The 16,156-nt window shown below is 56.4% G+C and carries 14 protein-coding genes, 1 tRNA gene and 2 pseudogenes; 13 read left to right on the top strand and 4 right to left on the bottom strand.

The window, feature by feature from the left end; all coding sequences use genetic code 11:
* Positions 1 to 116: 116 nt before the first annotated feature.
* The 13 genes and pseudogenes from ACQ86O_RS03230 to ACQ86O_RS03170 all read left to right on the top strand — a co-directional run bounded on the left by ACQ86O_RS03230 (position 117) and on the right by ACQ86O_RS03170 (position 13,047).
* Positions 117 to 524 carry an isochorismatase family protein gene (locus tag ACQ86O_RS03230; protein WP_431225635.1) on the top strand — a complete coding sequence of 136 codons (408 nt, stop codon included), beginning with the start codon at positions 117 to 119 and terminating at the stop codon, positions 522 to 524.
* Positions 521 to 2,386, top strand: coding sequence for an anthranilate synthase family protein (locus ACQ86O_RS03225; RefSeq protein ID WP_431224110.1), 1,866 nt, complete (start codon positions 521 to 523; stop codon positions 2,384 to 2,386). Before ACQ86O_RS03230 ends, ACQ86O_RS03225 begins: the two co-directional genes overlap by 4 nt.
* Positions 2,383 to 2,736 (top strand): hypothetical protein, encoded by a 354-nt coding sequence (locus ACQ86O_RS03220; RefSeq protein WP_431224109.1) that lies wholly within the window; start codon positions 2,383 to 2,385, stop codon positions 2,734 to 2,736. The genes ACQ86O_RS03225 and ACQ86O_RS03220 overlap by 4 nt, the downstream gene beginning before the upstream one ends.
* Positions 2,715 to 3,560, top strand: a complete 846-nt coding sequence (locus ACQ86O_RS03215) for a PhzF family phenazine biosynthesis protein (protein WP_431224108.1) — start codon at positions 2,715 to 2,717, stop codon at positions 3,558 to 3,560. The genes ACQ86O_RS03220 and ACQ86O_RS03215 overlap by 22 nt, the downstream gene beginning before the upstream one ends.
* Positions 3,561 to 3,573: 13 nt before the next feature.
* Entirely contained in the window at positions 3,574 to 4,209 is a 636-nt protein-coding gene (locus ACQ86O_RS03210; RefSeq protein ID WP_431224107.1) for a pyridoxal 5'-phosphate synthase, read from the top strand.
* Positions 4,210 to 4,221: 12 nt separating this feature from the next.
* Positions 4,222 to 4,860, top strand: a complete 639-nt coding sequence (locus ACQ86O_RS03205) for a hypothetical protein (protein ID WP_431224106.1) — start codon at positions 4,222 to 4,224, stop codon at positions 4,858 to 4,860.
* A 424-nt stretch (positions 4,861 to 5,284) separates the two neighbouring features.
* Positions 5,285 to 6,655 carry an aldehyde dehydrogenase family protein gene (locus ACQ86O_RS03200; protein ID WP_431224105.1) on the top strand — a complete coding sequence of 457 codons (1,371 nt, stop codon included), beginning with the start codon at positions 5,285 to 5,287 and terminating at the stop codon, positions 6,653 to 6,655.
* Entirely contained in the window at positions 6,652 to 7,584 is a 933-nt protein-coding gene (locus tag ACQ86O_RS03195) for a hypothetical protein (RefSeq protein WP_431224104.1), read from the top strand. Before ACQ86O_RS03200 ends, ACQ86O_RS03195 begins: the two co-directional genes overlap by 4 nt.
* A 44-nt stretch (positions 7,585 to 7,628) precedes the next feature.
* Positions 7,629 to 9,398, top strand: a complete 1,770-nt coding sequence (locus tag ACQ86O_RS03190; RefSeq protein WP_431224103.1) for a non-ribosomal peptide synthetase — start codon at positions 7,629 to 7,631, stop codon at positions 9,396 to 9,398.
* Positions 9,399 to 9,467: 69 nt separating this feature from the next.
* Positions 9,468 to 9,926, top strand: coding sequence for a hypothetical protein (locus tag ACQ86O_RS03185; RefSeq protein ID WP_431224102.1), 459 nt, complete (start codon positions 9,468 to 9,470; stop codon positions 9,924 to 9,926).
* On the top strand, positions 9,923 to 11,335 hold the full coding sequence (locus ACQ86O_RS03180) for an FAD-dependent oxidoreductase (RefSeq protein WP_431224101.1): 1,413 nt from the start codon (positions 9,923 to 9,925) through the stop codon (positions 11,333 to 11,335). Before ACQ86O_RS03185 ends, ACQ86O_RS03180 begins: the two co-directional genes overlap by 4 nt.
* Before the next feature lie 29 nt (positions 11,336 to 11,364).
* Positions 11,365 to 12,404, top strand: a pseudogene (locus tag ACQ86O_RS03175) (3-deoxy-7-phosphoheptulonate synthase).
* 250 nt (positions 12,405 to 12,654) lie between these two features.
* Positions 12,655 to 13,047, top strand: coding sequence for a TraI domain-containing protein (locus ACQ86O_RS03170; protein ID WP_431224100.1), 393 nt, complete (start codon positions 12,655 to 12,657; stop codon positions 13,045 to 13,047).
* A 246-nt stretch (positions 13,048 to 13,293) separates the two neighbouring features.
* Here the strand turns inward: ACQ86O_RS03170 and ACQ86O_RS03165 are convergent.
* The 4 genes and pseudogenes from ACQ86O_RS03165 to cutA all read right to left on the bottom strand — a co-directional run bounded on the left by ACQ86O_RS03165 (position 13,294) and on the right by cutA (position 16,124).
* Positions 13,294 to 13,369, bottom strand: a tRNA-Phe gene (locus ACQ86O_RS03165).
* Between the two features lie 126 nt (positions 13,370 to 13,495).
* Positions 13,496 to 14,071, bottom strand: coding sequence for a division control transcriptional repressor DicD (gene dicD, locus ACQ86O_RS03160; RefSeq protein WP_431224099.1), 576 nt, complete (start codon positions 14,069 to 14,071; stop codon positions 13,496 to 13,498).
* 45 nt (positions 14,072 to 14,116) lie between these two features.
* Positions 14,117 to 15,825, bottom strand: a pseudogene (locus ACQ86O_RS03155) (protein-disulfide reductase DsbD).
* A complete protein-coding gene (gene cutA / locus ACQ86O_RS03150; RefSeq protein ID WP_431224098.1) occupies positions 15,801 to 16,124 on the bottom strand; it encodes a divalent cation tolerance protein CutA in 324 nt (107 codons plus the stop codon). Before cutA ends, ACQ86O_RS03155 begins: the two are co-directional and overlap by 25 nt.
* Positions 16,125 to 16,156 lie beyond the last annotated feature (32 nt).

Raw genomic sequence — 16,156 nt, 5'->3', positions numbered from 1 at the left:
CTTTTAGTTCACGACATGCAAAATTTTTCCTTAACCCGTTGCCTGAGTTATTACGCAATACCCTGTTGGCGAATTGCGCACAATTGTTAGCCTGGGCGAGAAAATATGCCGTTCCCGTGGTTTACACCGGCCAGAAAGGTAGCATGAGCGCCAAGGAACGCGGATTGCTTTATGATTTTTGGGGCGCGGGAATGGATGCCGATCCGTTGCACACGGCAATCACACCATTATTATCGCCTCAGCCGGGAGAGCCGGTATTAAAAAAATGGCGATATAGCGCGTTCTTCTCTTCGGAGCTTGCCAATATATTTTCTGACCAGCAGCGTGATCAAATAATTATATGTGGCGTCTATGCGCAAATTGGCATTTTAACCACCGCGCTGGATGCTTATTCCAGAGATATTGAGGTCTTTTTGGCGCGGGATGCGATAGCTGATTTTTCCCAGGCGGCCCATCAACGCATGCTGACTTACGCCGCTTCATGTTGTGCGTCGATATTATCGGTGGACGAGGTGATGGCATGAATACACATCCGGCAATCACCTCTTTGCTGCGGCATGGCAGCAACCATGAATCGTTTGCCTTGCTATTCAGATGCGGGCGCGGCGCGGTTCCCGAAATCGAAGTGATCACGGGGGAAGAACGGCATCTGAACAGTTTGCAAGATCTGGCGGATTTACCGGCGAATGCTGATGGCGGCGATGGGCGACAAACGCTGTTGGTCGCGCCTTATCGGCAGATTGCTGAACGGGGTTACGCTGTGAATGACGACGGTAAACCGCTCATTGCGTTCGTCAATGCGCGCAGCCATAAAGTGCCGCTCCATGAGGCTCTGGCTCTGCTGCCCGATGCGCCGTTGAAGGTGAACAACGCCGCGTTCGAGCCTTCCGACGATGAGTATGCGCACACGGTCGCCCAAGTCATTCAACAGGAGATCGGCACCGGTCAGGGGGCTAACTTCGTTATCCGCCGCGCCTTTACCGCTGCCTTCGCGGATTATGGCTGCGAAACGGGATTAACCCTCTTTAAAAACCTGCTGCTGCAAGAAAGCGGTGCTTACTGGACTTTTTTCATTCAGTGCCGAGATGTCACCTTGATAGGAGCATCACCTGAGCGGCATATCACCCTGCAGCAACAAAGGGTCTCCATGACGCCGATCAGTGGTACCTATCGCTATCCCGCCACCGGGCCGACCCGTGAAGGGCTGCTCGACTTCTTATCTAATGAGAAGGAGAAGGATGAGTTATCGATGGTGCTGGATGAAGAGCTGAAGATGATGACCCGTATCTGCGACGCCGATGTCAAAACGTTTGGCCCCTTCTTAACGCCGATGTCGCGTTTGGTGCATACAGGCTATCGGCTGGAGGGACATTCATCGTTGCCGATGCCGGAGATTTTGCGAACTTCCATGTTTGCGCCGACAGTCACCGGCAGCCCACTGGAAAACGCGACGCGCGTTATCGCCAAATATGAGTCATCCGGGCGAGGCTACTATAGCGGCTTTGCCGCCTTGCTGGACTCTGAGGGCGGTGAGCCGACGATCGATTCGGCGATCCTGATCAGGACGAGTGAAATTGATTCGACGGGCGCGCTGACCATAGGGTTGGGAGCGACGTTGGTTCGGACCTCGGATCCTGCCGCCGAAGCGGCCGAGACGCGGGCGAAGGCCGCCGCGTTACAGTGCGCCATGGGGTTGAATGGCGAATCGACGTCCATTTTTCAGGATGAACAGGTCGCCGTCGCGCTGCAAAAGCACAATCATCGTCTGGCCGCCTTTTGGCGTGATGACGCCGGTGCGAATGCGGGGGCCTGCCGGGGCGAGGTGCTGCTGATTGATAACGAAGACGCCTTTACCTCGATGATGGAGTATCAACTGCGGGCGATGGGATTCAACGTCCGGCTCGTGCATTACGCTTCTCCTCTCCAACCCAACCCGCATGAGCTGCTGGTCATCGGCCCCGGACCGGGCGATCCACGCGATCTGAACGACAAACGGGTGATCCGCAGCCGCAAGCTGATCCAGACCGCCATGCAACAAGGCCAGCCCTTTATCGCGATCTGTTTCGGCCATCAGATTCTGTGTGCTGCCCTGGGATATCCGATAGTCGCGCTGGCGTCGCCCAATCAGGGGATACAAAAAGAGATCCCCTTCTTTGACAAGGTCGAACGCGTGGGGTTTTACAACACGTTCACCGGGCTGGCGGCCAGCAATGCGTTGGCCAGCGAGTATGGCGAGATCCGCGTCGCACGGGATGAGGCGACCGGCCAAATTTATGGCCTGCGTGGACCGCGCTTTTCCTCCATGCAGTTCCATCCCGAGTCGGTGCTGACCATCGATGGGCCGCGGATCCTTTATGAATCAATCCAACAGGTAGTGACCTCATGATCATGGAATGTGTGTGGTGGGAGCTGGCGCCGGGCGAGCCGGACATCGGGCAACTGCAAGCGCAGCTTGAGCAGTGCGATCTGGCCGCCTGGCAGCGAATCGATGCGTTGCAGGCCAAATACTGGATTATGAATGAGGCACCGCCGCGCTGGGGGGCAGTGATGGTGTGGCGTGATGAGAAACCCGATCTCGCGGCGTTGCCGCTGAATGCGGCCGCCGAGGCGATCGGCCGGCCGCCGGATGTGCGGCTGCGGTTCACCGTCGCCGCATCTTGCCTGAATGAGTCGATTATCACGCCCTGGGCGTCTTTGCTGAATCGGGAGGAAACATGCACCACTATGTCATCGTAAATGCGTTCAGCGATCGCGTGCTGGCCGGCAATCCGGTCGCCGTATTTTTCGACTGTGACGATCTTGAGCCGGAAATCATGCAGCGCATAGCGGCGGAAATGCGGCTCTCGGAATCCACGTTCGTGTCGCGCCCTCGCAACGGTGGCGATGCGCATGTCCGCATTTTTACACCGGTAAATGAACTGGGGTTCGCTGGCCACCCGCTGCTGGGCACGGCACTGGCGCTGTCTTTCCGGCTGCAAAAAACCACCCTGAATATCGAAACTGCGAAGGGCGTTTTCCCCTTCACGCTGGAAGATGCCAAGTTGCACAGCGATCTCCCGGTCGCCCATGTCGATATGCTCCAGCCGTCCCCGATAATCCAACCTTATGCGCAAGCTGAAGCGTTACTGCTTGCGCTGGGGGTGAAACATAGCACTTTGCCGATTGAACAGTACGACGTCGGGCCGCGTCACGTCTTTGTCGGCGTCGCTGACATGCAGACGCTGGCGTCGCTCAATCCGGATCAGCGCGCGTTGGCGCAGCATGAAAACATGGCCGCGCTCTGTTTCTGCCGCGACGGCAATCGCTGGCGTCTGCGTATGTTCTCACCGGCATACGGCGTCGTGGAAGACGCGGCGACCGGCTCGGCAGCCGGGCCTTTGGCGCTGCATCTGGCGCGGCACGGGTGGAGTGACTATGGCCAGTCGTTGGAAATCTGGCAGGGGGTGGAAATGGGGCACCCGTCAAAAATGTACGGTATGGCGCAAAAGGATGAAGGGGCGTACCGGCTGTATGCCGGGGGGCACGCCATCCAGGTAGCGCAGGGCACCTATGCGATTTGAAGGAGGAGGGAAAATGGGAAACAGTGCGTTTGAAAGTGTCAGCGGCAAGGTAGATACGGACTTTTTGCCTTTCCATGCGCGGCTAAACCAGCCGATTGAGCTCGCCTGCGCCTGGGTACGGGAAGCGATGCGCGAACAGGTCAGAGAACCGCGTGCGATGGTGCTGACGACCGCCAATGCGCAGGGCGAAATGAGTTCGCGCGTTATGGCGATCCTCGATTTCGCCGAGAGCGGCATTCTGTTCGCCACCCACAGCTGTAGCCGCAAGATTCAGGATATCGACAGCCATCCCCACGCCTGCGCTCACTTCTACTGGAAAGAATTAGGGCGGCAGCTCTCGGTCAGCGGCAGGGTGGTCAAGCTGCCGCAGGCCACGGCCAGGGCGGTTTGGGAAAAGCGTCCGATTCCGTTGCATGCAATGTCGACGGCCTCTCACCAAAGTGAACCGCTGTTGGACAGCGAGATGTTGCGTCGGGCAGCCGAGGCTCTTGAGGGCGAGGGGGCATTGCCCTGCCCCGACCGTTTCGCTGTCTACCAACTGGTACCGCAAACGGTGGAGTTTTGGGCCGCCAGTTCGGATCGCCTGCACCGGCGCCTGCGGGCCGAGTATCACCGGAACGAATGGCGAAGCGTCTGGCTACAGCCGTAACCATGGGAAAATATGATGAATTTACCTGACTTTACTTCCCACCTGACGGGAATGATGAAATGGCATTTTTCACCGCAAACCGGCGCGCCGTTCTGGTTAGATATGCGCCAATCGCTCGATTTTGATCCGCTGCATGAGGTTAACACCTTCGCCGATCTGGCGCGTTTCCCCGATGTTGCCGATCGTCTGCGCGACGTTCCGATAGAAGCGCTGATCCCGCGTGGCCTGCATGGCTCGGCGCTGGCCGGCGTATTTGAAAGCGGCGGCACTACCGGCAAGCCGAAACGCATCGTGGTGTTTGAACAGTGGCTGGACGAATTGGTGAGCTGGCGTTTATCCGGTCAGCGGCCCGGTGCCGACGAACAGCCCGGCAATACCCTGGCACTGGTCCCCACCGGTCCGCATATCGTCGGCGCGATAAACGCCCGTCGCGCGAGGGCTAAAGGCGGGTTGTGCTTTACCGTCGATCTGGATCCGCGCTGGGTAAAAAGTGCATTCAGCGCAATGACATGGCCGGGATGCAAGCCTATGCCGCGCATATCGTCGAACAGGCCGAGGATATCCTGTACACGCAGTCTATCCAGTACCTTATCGCCACACCGCCAATTCTGGAGCGAATGGCGCAACGTCCGGCGCTGGTGGCGCAAATGAACCGGACGCTGAAGGAGATCACCTGGGGCGGCACCCAAATGGATCCCGATACCCTGGCGTTCCTGCAAACGGAGGTGTTTCCGGCGGTGCCGATCAACGCCAGCTATGGCAGCACGATGATCCTGGGGGAAGCGAAGGCGCGTTGCCCGGCGGGTGCCGACGATGCGGTGATTTTCGACAGTTTTGCCCCCTATATCCTGCTGGAGGTGGTCGACCCGCAAACGCTGCATCCCGTGCAGTTTGGCGAATGCGGACGAGTGATCATGCATCATCTCAGTCGTTACGCCTTCTTCCCTAATATCCTGGAGCGTGACACTGCGGTGCGCCAACCTCGCAACGACGATTTCCCCGGCGCGTCGGTTAGCGACGTCGGCCCGTTGGCGGCCATTGACGGACGCGCGGTCATCGAGGGGGTTTATTAACCATGAACTCTTCTGTTGGTTCGGCGGCGGTGGGGCGGATTGAGGCCGTGGCGCTGGGGCGCGAGTACGCTACTCGGCGGCGCGTCGCGATCCACGATCTACTCGGCGCTTCGGTAGCGGAAATGGCGGTTGCCCCGCCAGTTTACATCCATAGCACCATCGGCGCGATGAGAGAAGCCCCCGCGCTCTCCCTGGCGGAAATTCATGCCGCGATGGCGCGTGCGGCGAATAGCTTCCAATACCATATTGTCGCGGGGCTGTCGCCAGATGCGTATTGTCAACGGGTGCGCCACACCACCGGCTTACCGGCGGCGGTGACGCAAAACGCCCTGGCCGCGATCGCGCAGGCGTTGCGCGAGATGCCGCAGATTATCGATGCGGGTAGGCCGCAAGGCGCCTGCTGGTCGCGGCACGATGCACAGGCGCAGGCCGGATGCAGCTTATTCAGCCGCAAAGGCGACATTTTCGCCGTGCTGGCCGCCGGCAATGGGCCGGGCATTCATGCGTTGTGGCCGCAAGCGGTGGCGCTGGGTTACCGTGCGCTGGTCAGGCCTTCTACGCGCGAACCCTTCACGGCACAACGTGTGGTCTGCGCGATGGCGCAAGCCGGGCTGGCGCATTATGTGGCGCTGGTCCCCACGGACTATCGCGGGGCGGACGAACTGGTGGCGTCGGCCGACCTGACGTTGGCGTATGGCGGCCAGGATATTGTGGATAAATACCGTCTTCATCCCCGGGTACGCGTGCAGGGGCCGGGGCGCGCCAAGATTGTCGTCGGCGCCGACGCTTGCCTGGATGAAGCGGCCGCGTTGGTGGCGAGATCAATGACCGATCTTGGCGGCGCCGCCTGTGTATCGGCCAGCGCGGTGCTGGTGGAGGGTGATGCGCATGACTTTTGTCGGCGTTTAAGGCTGGCGCTGCAACGGCTGCCGCCGGAGACGTTGCCGCGCGCATCGCGGCAAACGGTGGATTGGCTGGGCAGCGCGCTCGCCTCACCCATTGAGGCGGACTCGACGCCGGAAGGCTACGTGCTACATCCGTTGATAACCGAAGTCACTGAACCTGACGATCCGCGGGTGCAGCGCGAGTTGCCTTTCCCCTGCGTGACGGTCGCGCCGTACCAGGCGATGCGCAGCGCACCGATGCTGTCGGGTTCCTTGGCCGTGACGGTATTTTCTCGACAATCCCGGCTGTTGGTGCCGATTTTGGCCGACGCCAGTATCAGCAATATTTATGTCGGTGATATTCCCACTACCTGGATGGCCCCCTCAGTGCCCCACGATGCCTACCTGAGTGATTTCTTGATGTGCAACCGGGGATTTCGCGTCGCGCCATCCTGGGCAGAAAATAAAACTAAAGGAGAGACATTGTGACCATCCCCTATGCGCTGATTTTTGGACCTGCGGATGTTTCCCACATGATGAAAGACATGCAGCGTCTTTACGATACCCATTCTCAGGTTCGTGCCCGCTTCGGGCAAGTTGCGCGCTCAGCCGGTATGGACGTCAACACGATCTTGCGTAAGACGCCGCTGCTTGATGATGCTTCATGCATGCAGGTGGTTTCGCTGGGGTTGCTCGCCGGCATGCTGGGCATCGCCGACGACATCATTGAACAACGCGGTGCGCCGAGCTGTGTAGGTGGCATCAGTCTTGGGGAGGTGGCCGCGCTCTGCGTGGCTGGCGGGTTGACCCTGGATGAGGCAACGGCACTGATCCGCCTGCGGGTCGATATGCCTGAGGCCGAGGACGAAACGGTGGGATTTGTCATGGTGATGGAAGAAGGCGGCCGCGCTTTCTACAACCAGCCGCCTGAAATGCGCATTGCCGTCGATTATGGCCAGATTCATCAAGGCATCGGCTCGCTGTTGATGGTCGCCGGTTTGCGCCGGGCGCTGGAGGGGCGCGGGCAGGAAGGTTCCGGCGTGCTGGAGGTGCTGCCGCCAGCGCTGTGCAACTCGGCGTATCACACCCCTTATCGCCAGCGGATCGCCGAGCAGATCGATGCGTATTTGCAGGGTTGCGCGCTGCCAGCGCCGCGTTATCCGCTGGTGACCTGTTTGCCGGAGATCGGCGTGGTTAACGATCCGCAGGGGATCAAACAGATGTGCGTGCGCGGCGAAACGGAAATGCTGTCCGTGCCGGCGATGATCCGGCAGATGCAAAGCTTCGGTGTGGCGGACGTCATCTGCATCGGACCTTTCTTGCGCAGCCTCAATATGGATTTCGGCGGCGTATCGACCTCATTTCGTGATGAACAATGGGTCGACGATATCTTGTCGTCTCTCTCGGCGGTTGAATAACGGCGCCCACGTGTTTCTCAATGCTTTGCCTACAGGAGCTCCTCATGCCAGACATGAAGACCGGAAACCGCAGTGTGAAAATCAGTGAAACCGGCAACGCGGCCGAGTTGATTCTACAGTCAATCGTGCAACATCCAGAGAAAACCGCGCTAATCAACGGCGGGATCCGCATGGATTACACCGAATTCGAACGGCGCGTGGTTGCCGTTCAGCGCCAACTGACGCAGGTAGGTGTTGGGCCGAATGATGTCGTCGGGTTGCTGTTGCATCGCGATCGGTGGCTGATCCCTGCGATGGTCGCCACATTGGCTCTCGGGGCGACCTTTGTCCCGTTGGATCCCGCCTATCCGCTGTCCAGACTGGAACGATATGTCGACGTCGCCAAGCCGAAAGTACTGCTCGCTCATCCGGACGAGACCGTTCTGGCGCGGCAGTTGCACCATAACGTGACGTATCCCGTACCTGGTGTGGCAGGAAAGGTGGTTTGCGTGGCAAGGCGGCGCGATGATATCGCTTACATCCTGTTTACCAGCGGTTCGACCGGGCAGCCCAAGGGCGTCAGTATCAGCCACCAGGCGCTGAGCAACTTCTTAACCGCCATTGCCGAACGATTGGAAGTGCGCTCGTCCCATGTCTTTTTGGCGCATACCACAGTAGCGTTCGATATTTCCATTCTTGAGCTGCTGTTGCCGTTGAGCGTTGGCGGGACGGTCCTGTTGGCGAACAATGATGAAGTGAGCGCCATCGAAGGCATTCTCCCGCTGATTGAACAAAGCCATTTCGTTCAGGCGACCCCGAGCCTGTGGAAAATTTTGTGGGCGACCGGCTGGCGTCCCGATGCATCCGTGACTTTGTTGGCCGGTGGGGAGGCGCTGCCGTTGGCGTTGGCGAAAAAATTGAGCCAGGCCTGCGGCAAATTATGGAATCTGTATGGCCCGACGGAAGCAACGGTCTGGACATCGTGCGAATGCGTTGAGTGGGACGCGGATTACATTTCAATCGGCGAACCGCTGGCGAATACCCATCTGCACGTGTTGAACGAAGCGCTTGAGCCGTGCGAACAGGGAGAACTCTATATTTCCGGGCACGGTCTGGCCCAAGGCTATTACGGCAATCGCGAGGGCACGGAAAAAGTCTTTATCACTCACCCGCAAACCGGTGTGAGGCTTTATCGCTCGGGGGATCGCGTTCACCTGCGCGAGCCGGGAAAAATCGAATGGCTGGGGCGCGGGGAAGGGGAAATTAAAATCCGCGGCAATCGCATCGGCGTGAGTGAGATCGAGCAAGAGCTGGAAAATATCCCCGGCGTCGCGGGCGCGATGGTCACCGCCAAACCGTTTGAAGGACAGGGCGACGATATGCTCACCGCTTATATCATCAGCCAGGCGTCATTGAGCAAAGCATCGCTGGAAGCCAGTTTGGCGAATAAGCTGCCCGCTTATATGGTGCCGGATCTGTTCGTTGTGCTGCCCGAGTTTCCTCTCCAGCCGAACGGCAAGTTCGACAGAAAATCCCTGCCCGATCCCTGTTGGAACAACACGTTGCATCACCATGCTGACAGCGCGTCTCCCGCGCAGGGCGGTGTCCAACGGCAAGCTATCGCGGAGACGGTTTGTCAGGTTTTCGCCACCACGTTGGGCCGCAAAGCGTTTGACGCCACATCAAGCTTCTTCGACCGCGGTGGCAATTCGGCGCTGGCCGTGATTTCGGCAGGCATTATCAGCGCTAAGTTGCAGCGCAAAATTCCGGTAGCGCTGATCGTCAGCGGCGAAAACCCCAATGCCATTGCGGAGCAAATATTGCAACACACCTGAGCGGCGGGTTGCAGGGAATATGATTAGCGCATCCAGAGCATCATCCGAGGAGCATGCTAAGGAGAGACCATGAATAACGAACAGCAATTACATGAAATCTGCCAATTCATTAATCAGGAGCGCGTATTAACGCTCAGTGTCGCTGCGGAAGGGGCAGTGTGGTCGGCAAGTTGTTTTTATCAATTCCAAAAAGATCAGATGGTGTTGTATTTGATGAGCGATATCAATTCACGCCATTCGCAGTTAATGCTCAAGGCGCCAACGGTTTCCGGCACCATTATTTCATCGGTTAAATCAATGATGTCTATGAAAGGGATGCAATATCAGGCCCATATCACCCCGTTGTCTGCGGAACATGAGGAGCAGGCGCGAAATTTCTATTGTGAACGTTATCCAATCAGTCGCGTTATGGCTTTGAAAATATGGAGGCTGCAATTGATAGAAATAAAATTTACCCAAAGACGCATGGGCGTGAAACGGTGTCTGCATTGGCTGCGGACGCCGAAGCGGGAGGCGTTGCCACAATGAAGAAAAAACATATCGCCATTATCGGTGGCGGCGCGGCGGGCACCGTAGCGGCCTGGCTGTTGCGCGACCGGCATCATGTGACCGTATTTGAAGCAAACAATTATATCGGCGGGCACGTTTATACATGCTCTGTTGACGCTGGTGAACAAGAACGCATTCCCGTGGATATGGGGGTGGAATACTTTAACGAACGGGTTGCGCCGAACGTATTTAATTTGCTGCGTTATTTAGGCATCGAAAATTACGTGGCGCCCTCATCGTTCCACGCCAGTTTTCCCGGAGAAGCGCAATACTGGAGCAATATTCACTACGATGGCACCCTGCGTCAGGGCATGCAGGACGAATTTAGCCGTTTTCAACTGGGCATGTCGGAGGTGATGAGTTCCGGCGACGCACGTTATAAAGCGATGACGATAGCGGATTACCTGGCGGAAAACGGCTATTCGCCGGGCTTTATTTATCAGGCGCTCTATCCGCTGATCAGTATTTCTACCGGCTGTAATGTCGACCTGCGTAGCTATCCGCTGATGTTTTTTGCGCTATCGTTCAACGCCAATCTGGTGTCGTTCTTTGCCCCCGGCTATTGGCGCAAGGTAGAGGGCGGCATGAATCGCTACCTGCAAAGTCTGGCCGACACGTTGGGGGAGCGCTTACGGCTGAATACGCCGGTACAGTGGGTAAAAGCCCGTGGCAAAGGCGTTGTGTTGTGCCATGTGGGCAAAGAGGAGATGTTCGATGCGGTGATTTTCGCCACCTCTGCGGAGGTGACCCTGTCGTTGTTGGCCGACGCGACGGCGCAGCAACGGGAGATCCTGTCCCATTTCGCCTATCACGATATCGAAAGCGTGGCTCACCATGATACGTGCTATCTGGGGGAGAAGGCGGTGCCGCACTACTTCAATTTTCGCCAGTTCACCGACTCGCCTGTGGGAACGCCGGCCGGTAGCGTCACCCGCGTGATTAACGCGTTAACACCGTATCGGCATCTCGCTACGCCGCTGTTGGTGACTCTCGATCCTAAAGTCCCCATCGATCCGCAAAAACGGGTAAAAACCTGCCGCTGGCGCGTGGCTAAACAGCAGCCTGGCGATTTATTGCATAAGACGCGTCTGAGGGAAATACAGGGCGGCGACAACATGTGGTTTTGCGGCGTCGACACCAGTCTGGGCGGGCATGAAGGGGCGGTGGTGTCAGGCATGGTGATCGCCGATCGGTTGGGGGCGCCTTATCCTTATAAGGATGACCTGCTGGCGTATATTCAATTCAAAGTAACCAAAGATATTATGGGGGTTAAAACTCGCGGTGAAGCGTTAAAAGACAGGCTGTCCGATCTGTTATTCATCACAGCCAAAAAATGCGCTCTTCATAAAAGCCTTTCTTACAAGTTTATTAAAGATTTCATCATGTAAACATGTACACCAGTGTACTAGGGAACATTATGTACAAAATAGATGAATTGCGTATCGACAGTTTAGTGACTCCCGATAAATTAGCGGGGCAATTACCGGCTTCCGCTGGCATTATCGATAATGTCATTGCGGCGCGTAAACGTATTAAACGCATTCTTTACGGGGAAGATAAAAGGCTGCTGGTCGTGATTGGCCCCTGTTCGATTCACGACCGGAGCGCTGCGCTAGACTATGCTGGGCTGCTGGCGACCCAGCGCGAGCTTTATCAGGATCGGCTGGAAATCGTCATGCGCACCTATTTCGAAAAACCGCGCACGGTGGTGGGGTGGAAGGGGTTAATCTCCGATCCTGCGTTGGACGGCAGTTGCCAGGTGAGCCGCGGCATTGAAATGGCGCGTCGGCTACTGCTGGATATCAATCAGCTTGGGCTACCCACCGCCACCGAGTATTTGGATGTGGTCGTGGGGCGTTATATCGCCGATTTGATCAGTTGGGGAGCGATAGGCGCGCGAACGACGGAAAGTCAGGTGCACCGGGAAATGGCTTCAGCACTGTCCAGCCCCATGGGGTTTAAAAATGGCACAGACGGCAATATCAGCATCGCTATTGACGCCATTCGGGCCGCACGCAGCAGCCATACGTTTTTCTCGCAGGATAAACATGGGCAGATGACGGTTTATCAGACCAAGGGCAACGCCTACGGGCACATCATTTTGCGGGGGGAAAGAGTCCGAATTACCATGCAACGGATATTGCAGCCGCGTGCGAAAAGCTGCGCATCTGCAACTTGCCGGAGTATTTGATGATTGATTTCAGCCACGGTAACTGCCAGAAAATAGCGCGCAACCAACTGATGGTCGCCGCAGAGGTATGCCAGCAAATTCGTGTAGGTTCGAGGGCAATAGCCGGTGTCATGGCGGAAAGTTTTCTGATTGAAGGCTCACAGCCAGTCGTTGCGGGGCAAACTCTGATCTATGGGCAGTCGATCACCGACCCTTGTCTCAGTTGGACGGACAGCGTGCAGTTGCTGGCTATGCTGGCCGAGGCAGTTGACGCGCGTTTCTGTTAACGATGATCCAATAGGTCCAATAAGGTTAATAAACAGTGATGCTCCATCGGCCATAAAGTTTGAGAATATCAGAATGAATGACATATCTATCTTATGTGTGTGATTCATAGACATCGTTTCAATTTTCTCAGCTCAAGTTTAAGCTTGTATTTCTGTCCCTGTATATGCTCTTCACTGGGCAGATAGTCGGTGTGAATGGCCATCAGCAGTTCCCTGCAACGCAGAGCGATCACCATGCTTTTCTGAGGGCATGGTGGATCACCTGCTCGAAACGGCGGGTTATGCAGCTCGGTTATCAAAAAATTATCTGTTACCGATCGGGGCACAACCGGAAGAGCAGGCCTCACAGAGTGCTGCCTGGAATGCGGTAATTGTCTTTGCGGTAATGGTGCAATCCTTCGACAGGTTATGCCAGATTGTGGCTGAGTTAGAAAGTGGACAACGTTGGATGCCGCTGAATGCAATGCCGGGCGAGCCCCACCGTTTCCGGCACAGTGTAGCGACCAACATGATGAAATCCCCGGATCATCATATCCAGGCGGTAAAGCGCCTCTTGGGACACTCCAGCTCGCGTTCTACGCAGGAATACATTGATGAAGATGTGGAAAGCTTGCGGGATATTATGGAGCAGGAGGGGGAATGAATGAGATACAGAATGAGGTTATGCCCTTGACACAATTTAACATTCGCATCCGGAAACTGTAAAAATTGCGCACAAAAAATCCCGCTTGCGCTAACAGGCGGGATTATCGAGAGCCTTTTTACAACAACCGGGTAATGGTATCACTGGTTGGAACCTTCTAACCACACCTTCGGTTATTGCGTATTCTGACTCATTTCGTACCTGTCAGGTTTCGTTTGGAAATCTTGACAAGCGCTTCTGAATGAGTGGTGCCCGGACTCGGAATCGAACCAAGGACACGGGGATTTTCAATCCCCTGCTCTACCGACTGAGCTATCCGGGCAACGGGCCGCATTAAACCGTATTGGTCGTACGGCGTCAACGGATTTATGGCAAAAAATGTGAAAATAGAGCCAATTGCTGGCTTTTCAGACAAAGGGCCCGGAATTCTGTATTTAATCTCGTCAGGCTAGCTTAAAGCTCCGAACTTGCGGCATTGGGCAATCTGCAGAATATCTTCGGCCAACCGCTTGGCGACAGCAACATCCTGCCATTGGCGTTTGACCAGCAACTTGCTCAGGCAACCTTCCTGTACCAATTCTATTTGTTGTGCCACCGAATCGGCGTCATCGGCATCCATCTCACGCAGCAGTTCGCGGGTGAAGCCCAGAGATGTCAGTTTCTGCTGTTCGGCCAACTGATGAATAGGGTGATCGCTTTCAGGGAAGAAGCTGCATGCGGCAATAAACAGGCAGCCTGGGTAGCGTTCATTCTGTACATACTCTTCCAGCACGTCATAACGCGCCAACAGTTTTTGCTGCGGGCTCAGCGTTTCATCTAACTGCAGCTGGCGGCGCCAGGTATCAATCTGCTGGCTATGATGGCGTAGGCAGTCATAAAGCAAAGCTTCACGATCGGGCCAGAACGGCGTGATGCTGGTGACGGGTACACCCAGCTTTGCAGCCAGCATTTCCAGGGTGGCGGTCGCCAGACCCTGTTTTTCCAACAGCTCCAAGGCTGTATTTAATACCTGTTCACGTTGCACTTATGCTCCCTCCCAAGAGTGTTCTAAACCTCAGCTCAGTGTCGTTTACCGAACTGTTTTCTGCAAATGCGCGTTGAATGCCGCGGCATCCATAAAGCCCGTGACGCGGGCGGATGGCAACTCTTTGCCCGTTGCGTTAAAAAACAGGATGGTGGGTAGCCCAAGCACTTGCAAATGCTTCAGTAAGGCCACCTGCTCGGCATTATTGGCCGTAACGTCCGCCTGCAGCAATACCGTGTTGGCCAACTGCGCCTGCACTGCCGGGTCACTAAAGGTGTATTTTTCGAATTCCTTGCAGGCGACACACCAATCCGCATACAGATCTAACATAACCGGTTTACCCTGTGCCTGTTGCAGGGCCAGCTCAAGCTGCTCAACGTTGCCGATCCGAGTGAAGTTCAGGTGTGGTTGAGCCGCCTGCTGAGACGTGGTGCTGCCAAATACCCAGTCTTGCAGCGGGCGTGCCGTAATCACCAATGCGGCCAGCAATAATACCTGCAGGGCACGTACATAGCCGCGGGATGACTTCAGGCTCAGTATGAATGCCCAGCCGAAGAACGCCAGGCTGAGCAGGCTCCATAAGCGCAGCCCCCAGACATCGCCGAGCACCCGCTCAAGCAGGAACACCGGCAGTGCCAGGATCACAAAGCCAAAGGCTTCTTTGACATACTGCATCCAGGGGCCACTGCGTGGCAGCAGGCGGTTACCGAACAATGTCACGATCACCAGCGGGATACCCATTCCCAGCGCGTACAGATATAGCGTACCGCCGCCTGCCCACATATTGCCGCTTTGGGCGATGTACAACAGGATGGCGCTGAGTGGCGCTGTGGTACATGGCGAGCAGATTAGGCCGGCCAATGCGCCCATAACAAACACGCCAAGCAGTGACCCACCCCGTTGGGTATTGCTCCAGTTTGCCAGCCGGGTTTGCAGCGAAGAGGGAGCTGCAGCGAATAACAGCCGAACATCGATAAGGCCAGGGCGACAAACAGCACCGATAGCCCGATCAACACGTAAGGGTGCTGAAGTGCGGCCTGGAACTGCAACCCGGCGGCAGCTACCACCAGGCCGAGCAAGGTATAGGTCAGGGCCATACCTTGCACATAAACCACGGCCAGCACCAGGATGCGTCCGCTACTGTGAGGCCGTTCGCGGCCCAGGATAATGCCGGAAATCAAGGGGTACATCGGTAATACGCAAGGAGTGAATGCGATCCCGATCCCGATCAACAGAGCCCACAGGGGCGAGAATGGCAGCTTGGCCGGTTCAGCGGTTACCGGCTCGGCCTGCGGTGGGGGCTCTGCGGTGGCGACCACGGCATCCAGTGGAATAATGCGTGTCTCTGGTGGGTAGCAGAACCCGGCTTCGGCACATCCCTGGTAGGTGACGCTCAGACTGGCACCGGCATCGGCTTGCAACAACGGAAGGGTCAGAACCAGTGGCTGTTTGAAAATAGCCACTTCACCAAAGAATTCGTCCTTATGCATTAACCCGGCGGGCAGCTCAAATTTGCCAAGCGTAGCCTGCTGCGGGACCAGCTTGATCTGCTGGCGATACAGATAATAGCCAGGGCGAATTTGCCAGCTCAGCGTCAGTTGGTGGTCCTGCTGTTTAAAATCGAAGGCAAATGCCTGATCGACGGGCACGAACTGGGTGCCACCGTTTTGGCCAAACAGGGAGGCCTGAACCGCTTGCGGCAGGAAAAACAGGCTGCAAAGCAGGAATATCAGTTTAATGAGGCGTTGATCCATGACAGGTAGTCTTTATCTCCAGCCATCACCGGCAGCACCAACAGCTCAGGGGTTTGATACGGGTGATGTTGTTTCAGGTAGGTGAGGAGGGCTTGTTGATGTTGGCGATTGCTTTTGAACAACATCTGTACTTCATATTCCTGTTCCAGTTTCCCTTCCCAGTAATACATCGATGAGGCTCCAGGCAGCAGCGTGGCGCATGCGGCCAGTTTTTCTCCCAGCACGCGTGCCGCCAGCTCTTGCGCCGTCGCTTCATCGGGTGCGGTACAGAGTATGACGATAGCTTCGCAATCAGACATCTTCGGCCCTCTCAACCAGGTTATCAGCAGGG

It is taken from the genome of Serratia sp. L9 (assembly GCF_050632285.1).
Taxonomy (GTDB): domain Bacteria; phylum Pseudomonadota; class Gammaproteobacteria; order Enterobacterales; family Enterobacteriaceae; genus Chania.
This window is presented reverse-complemented; position numbering and strand designations above follow the sequence as displayed.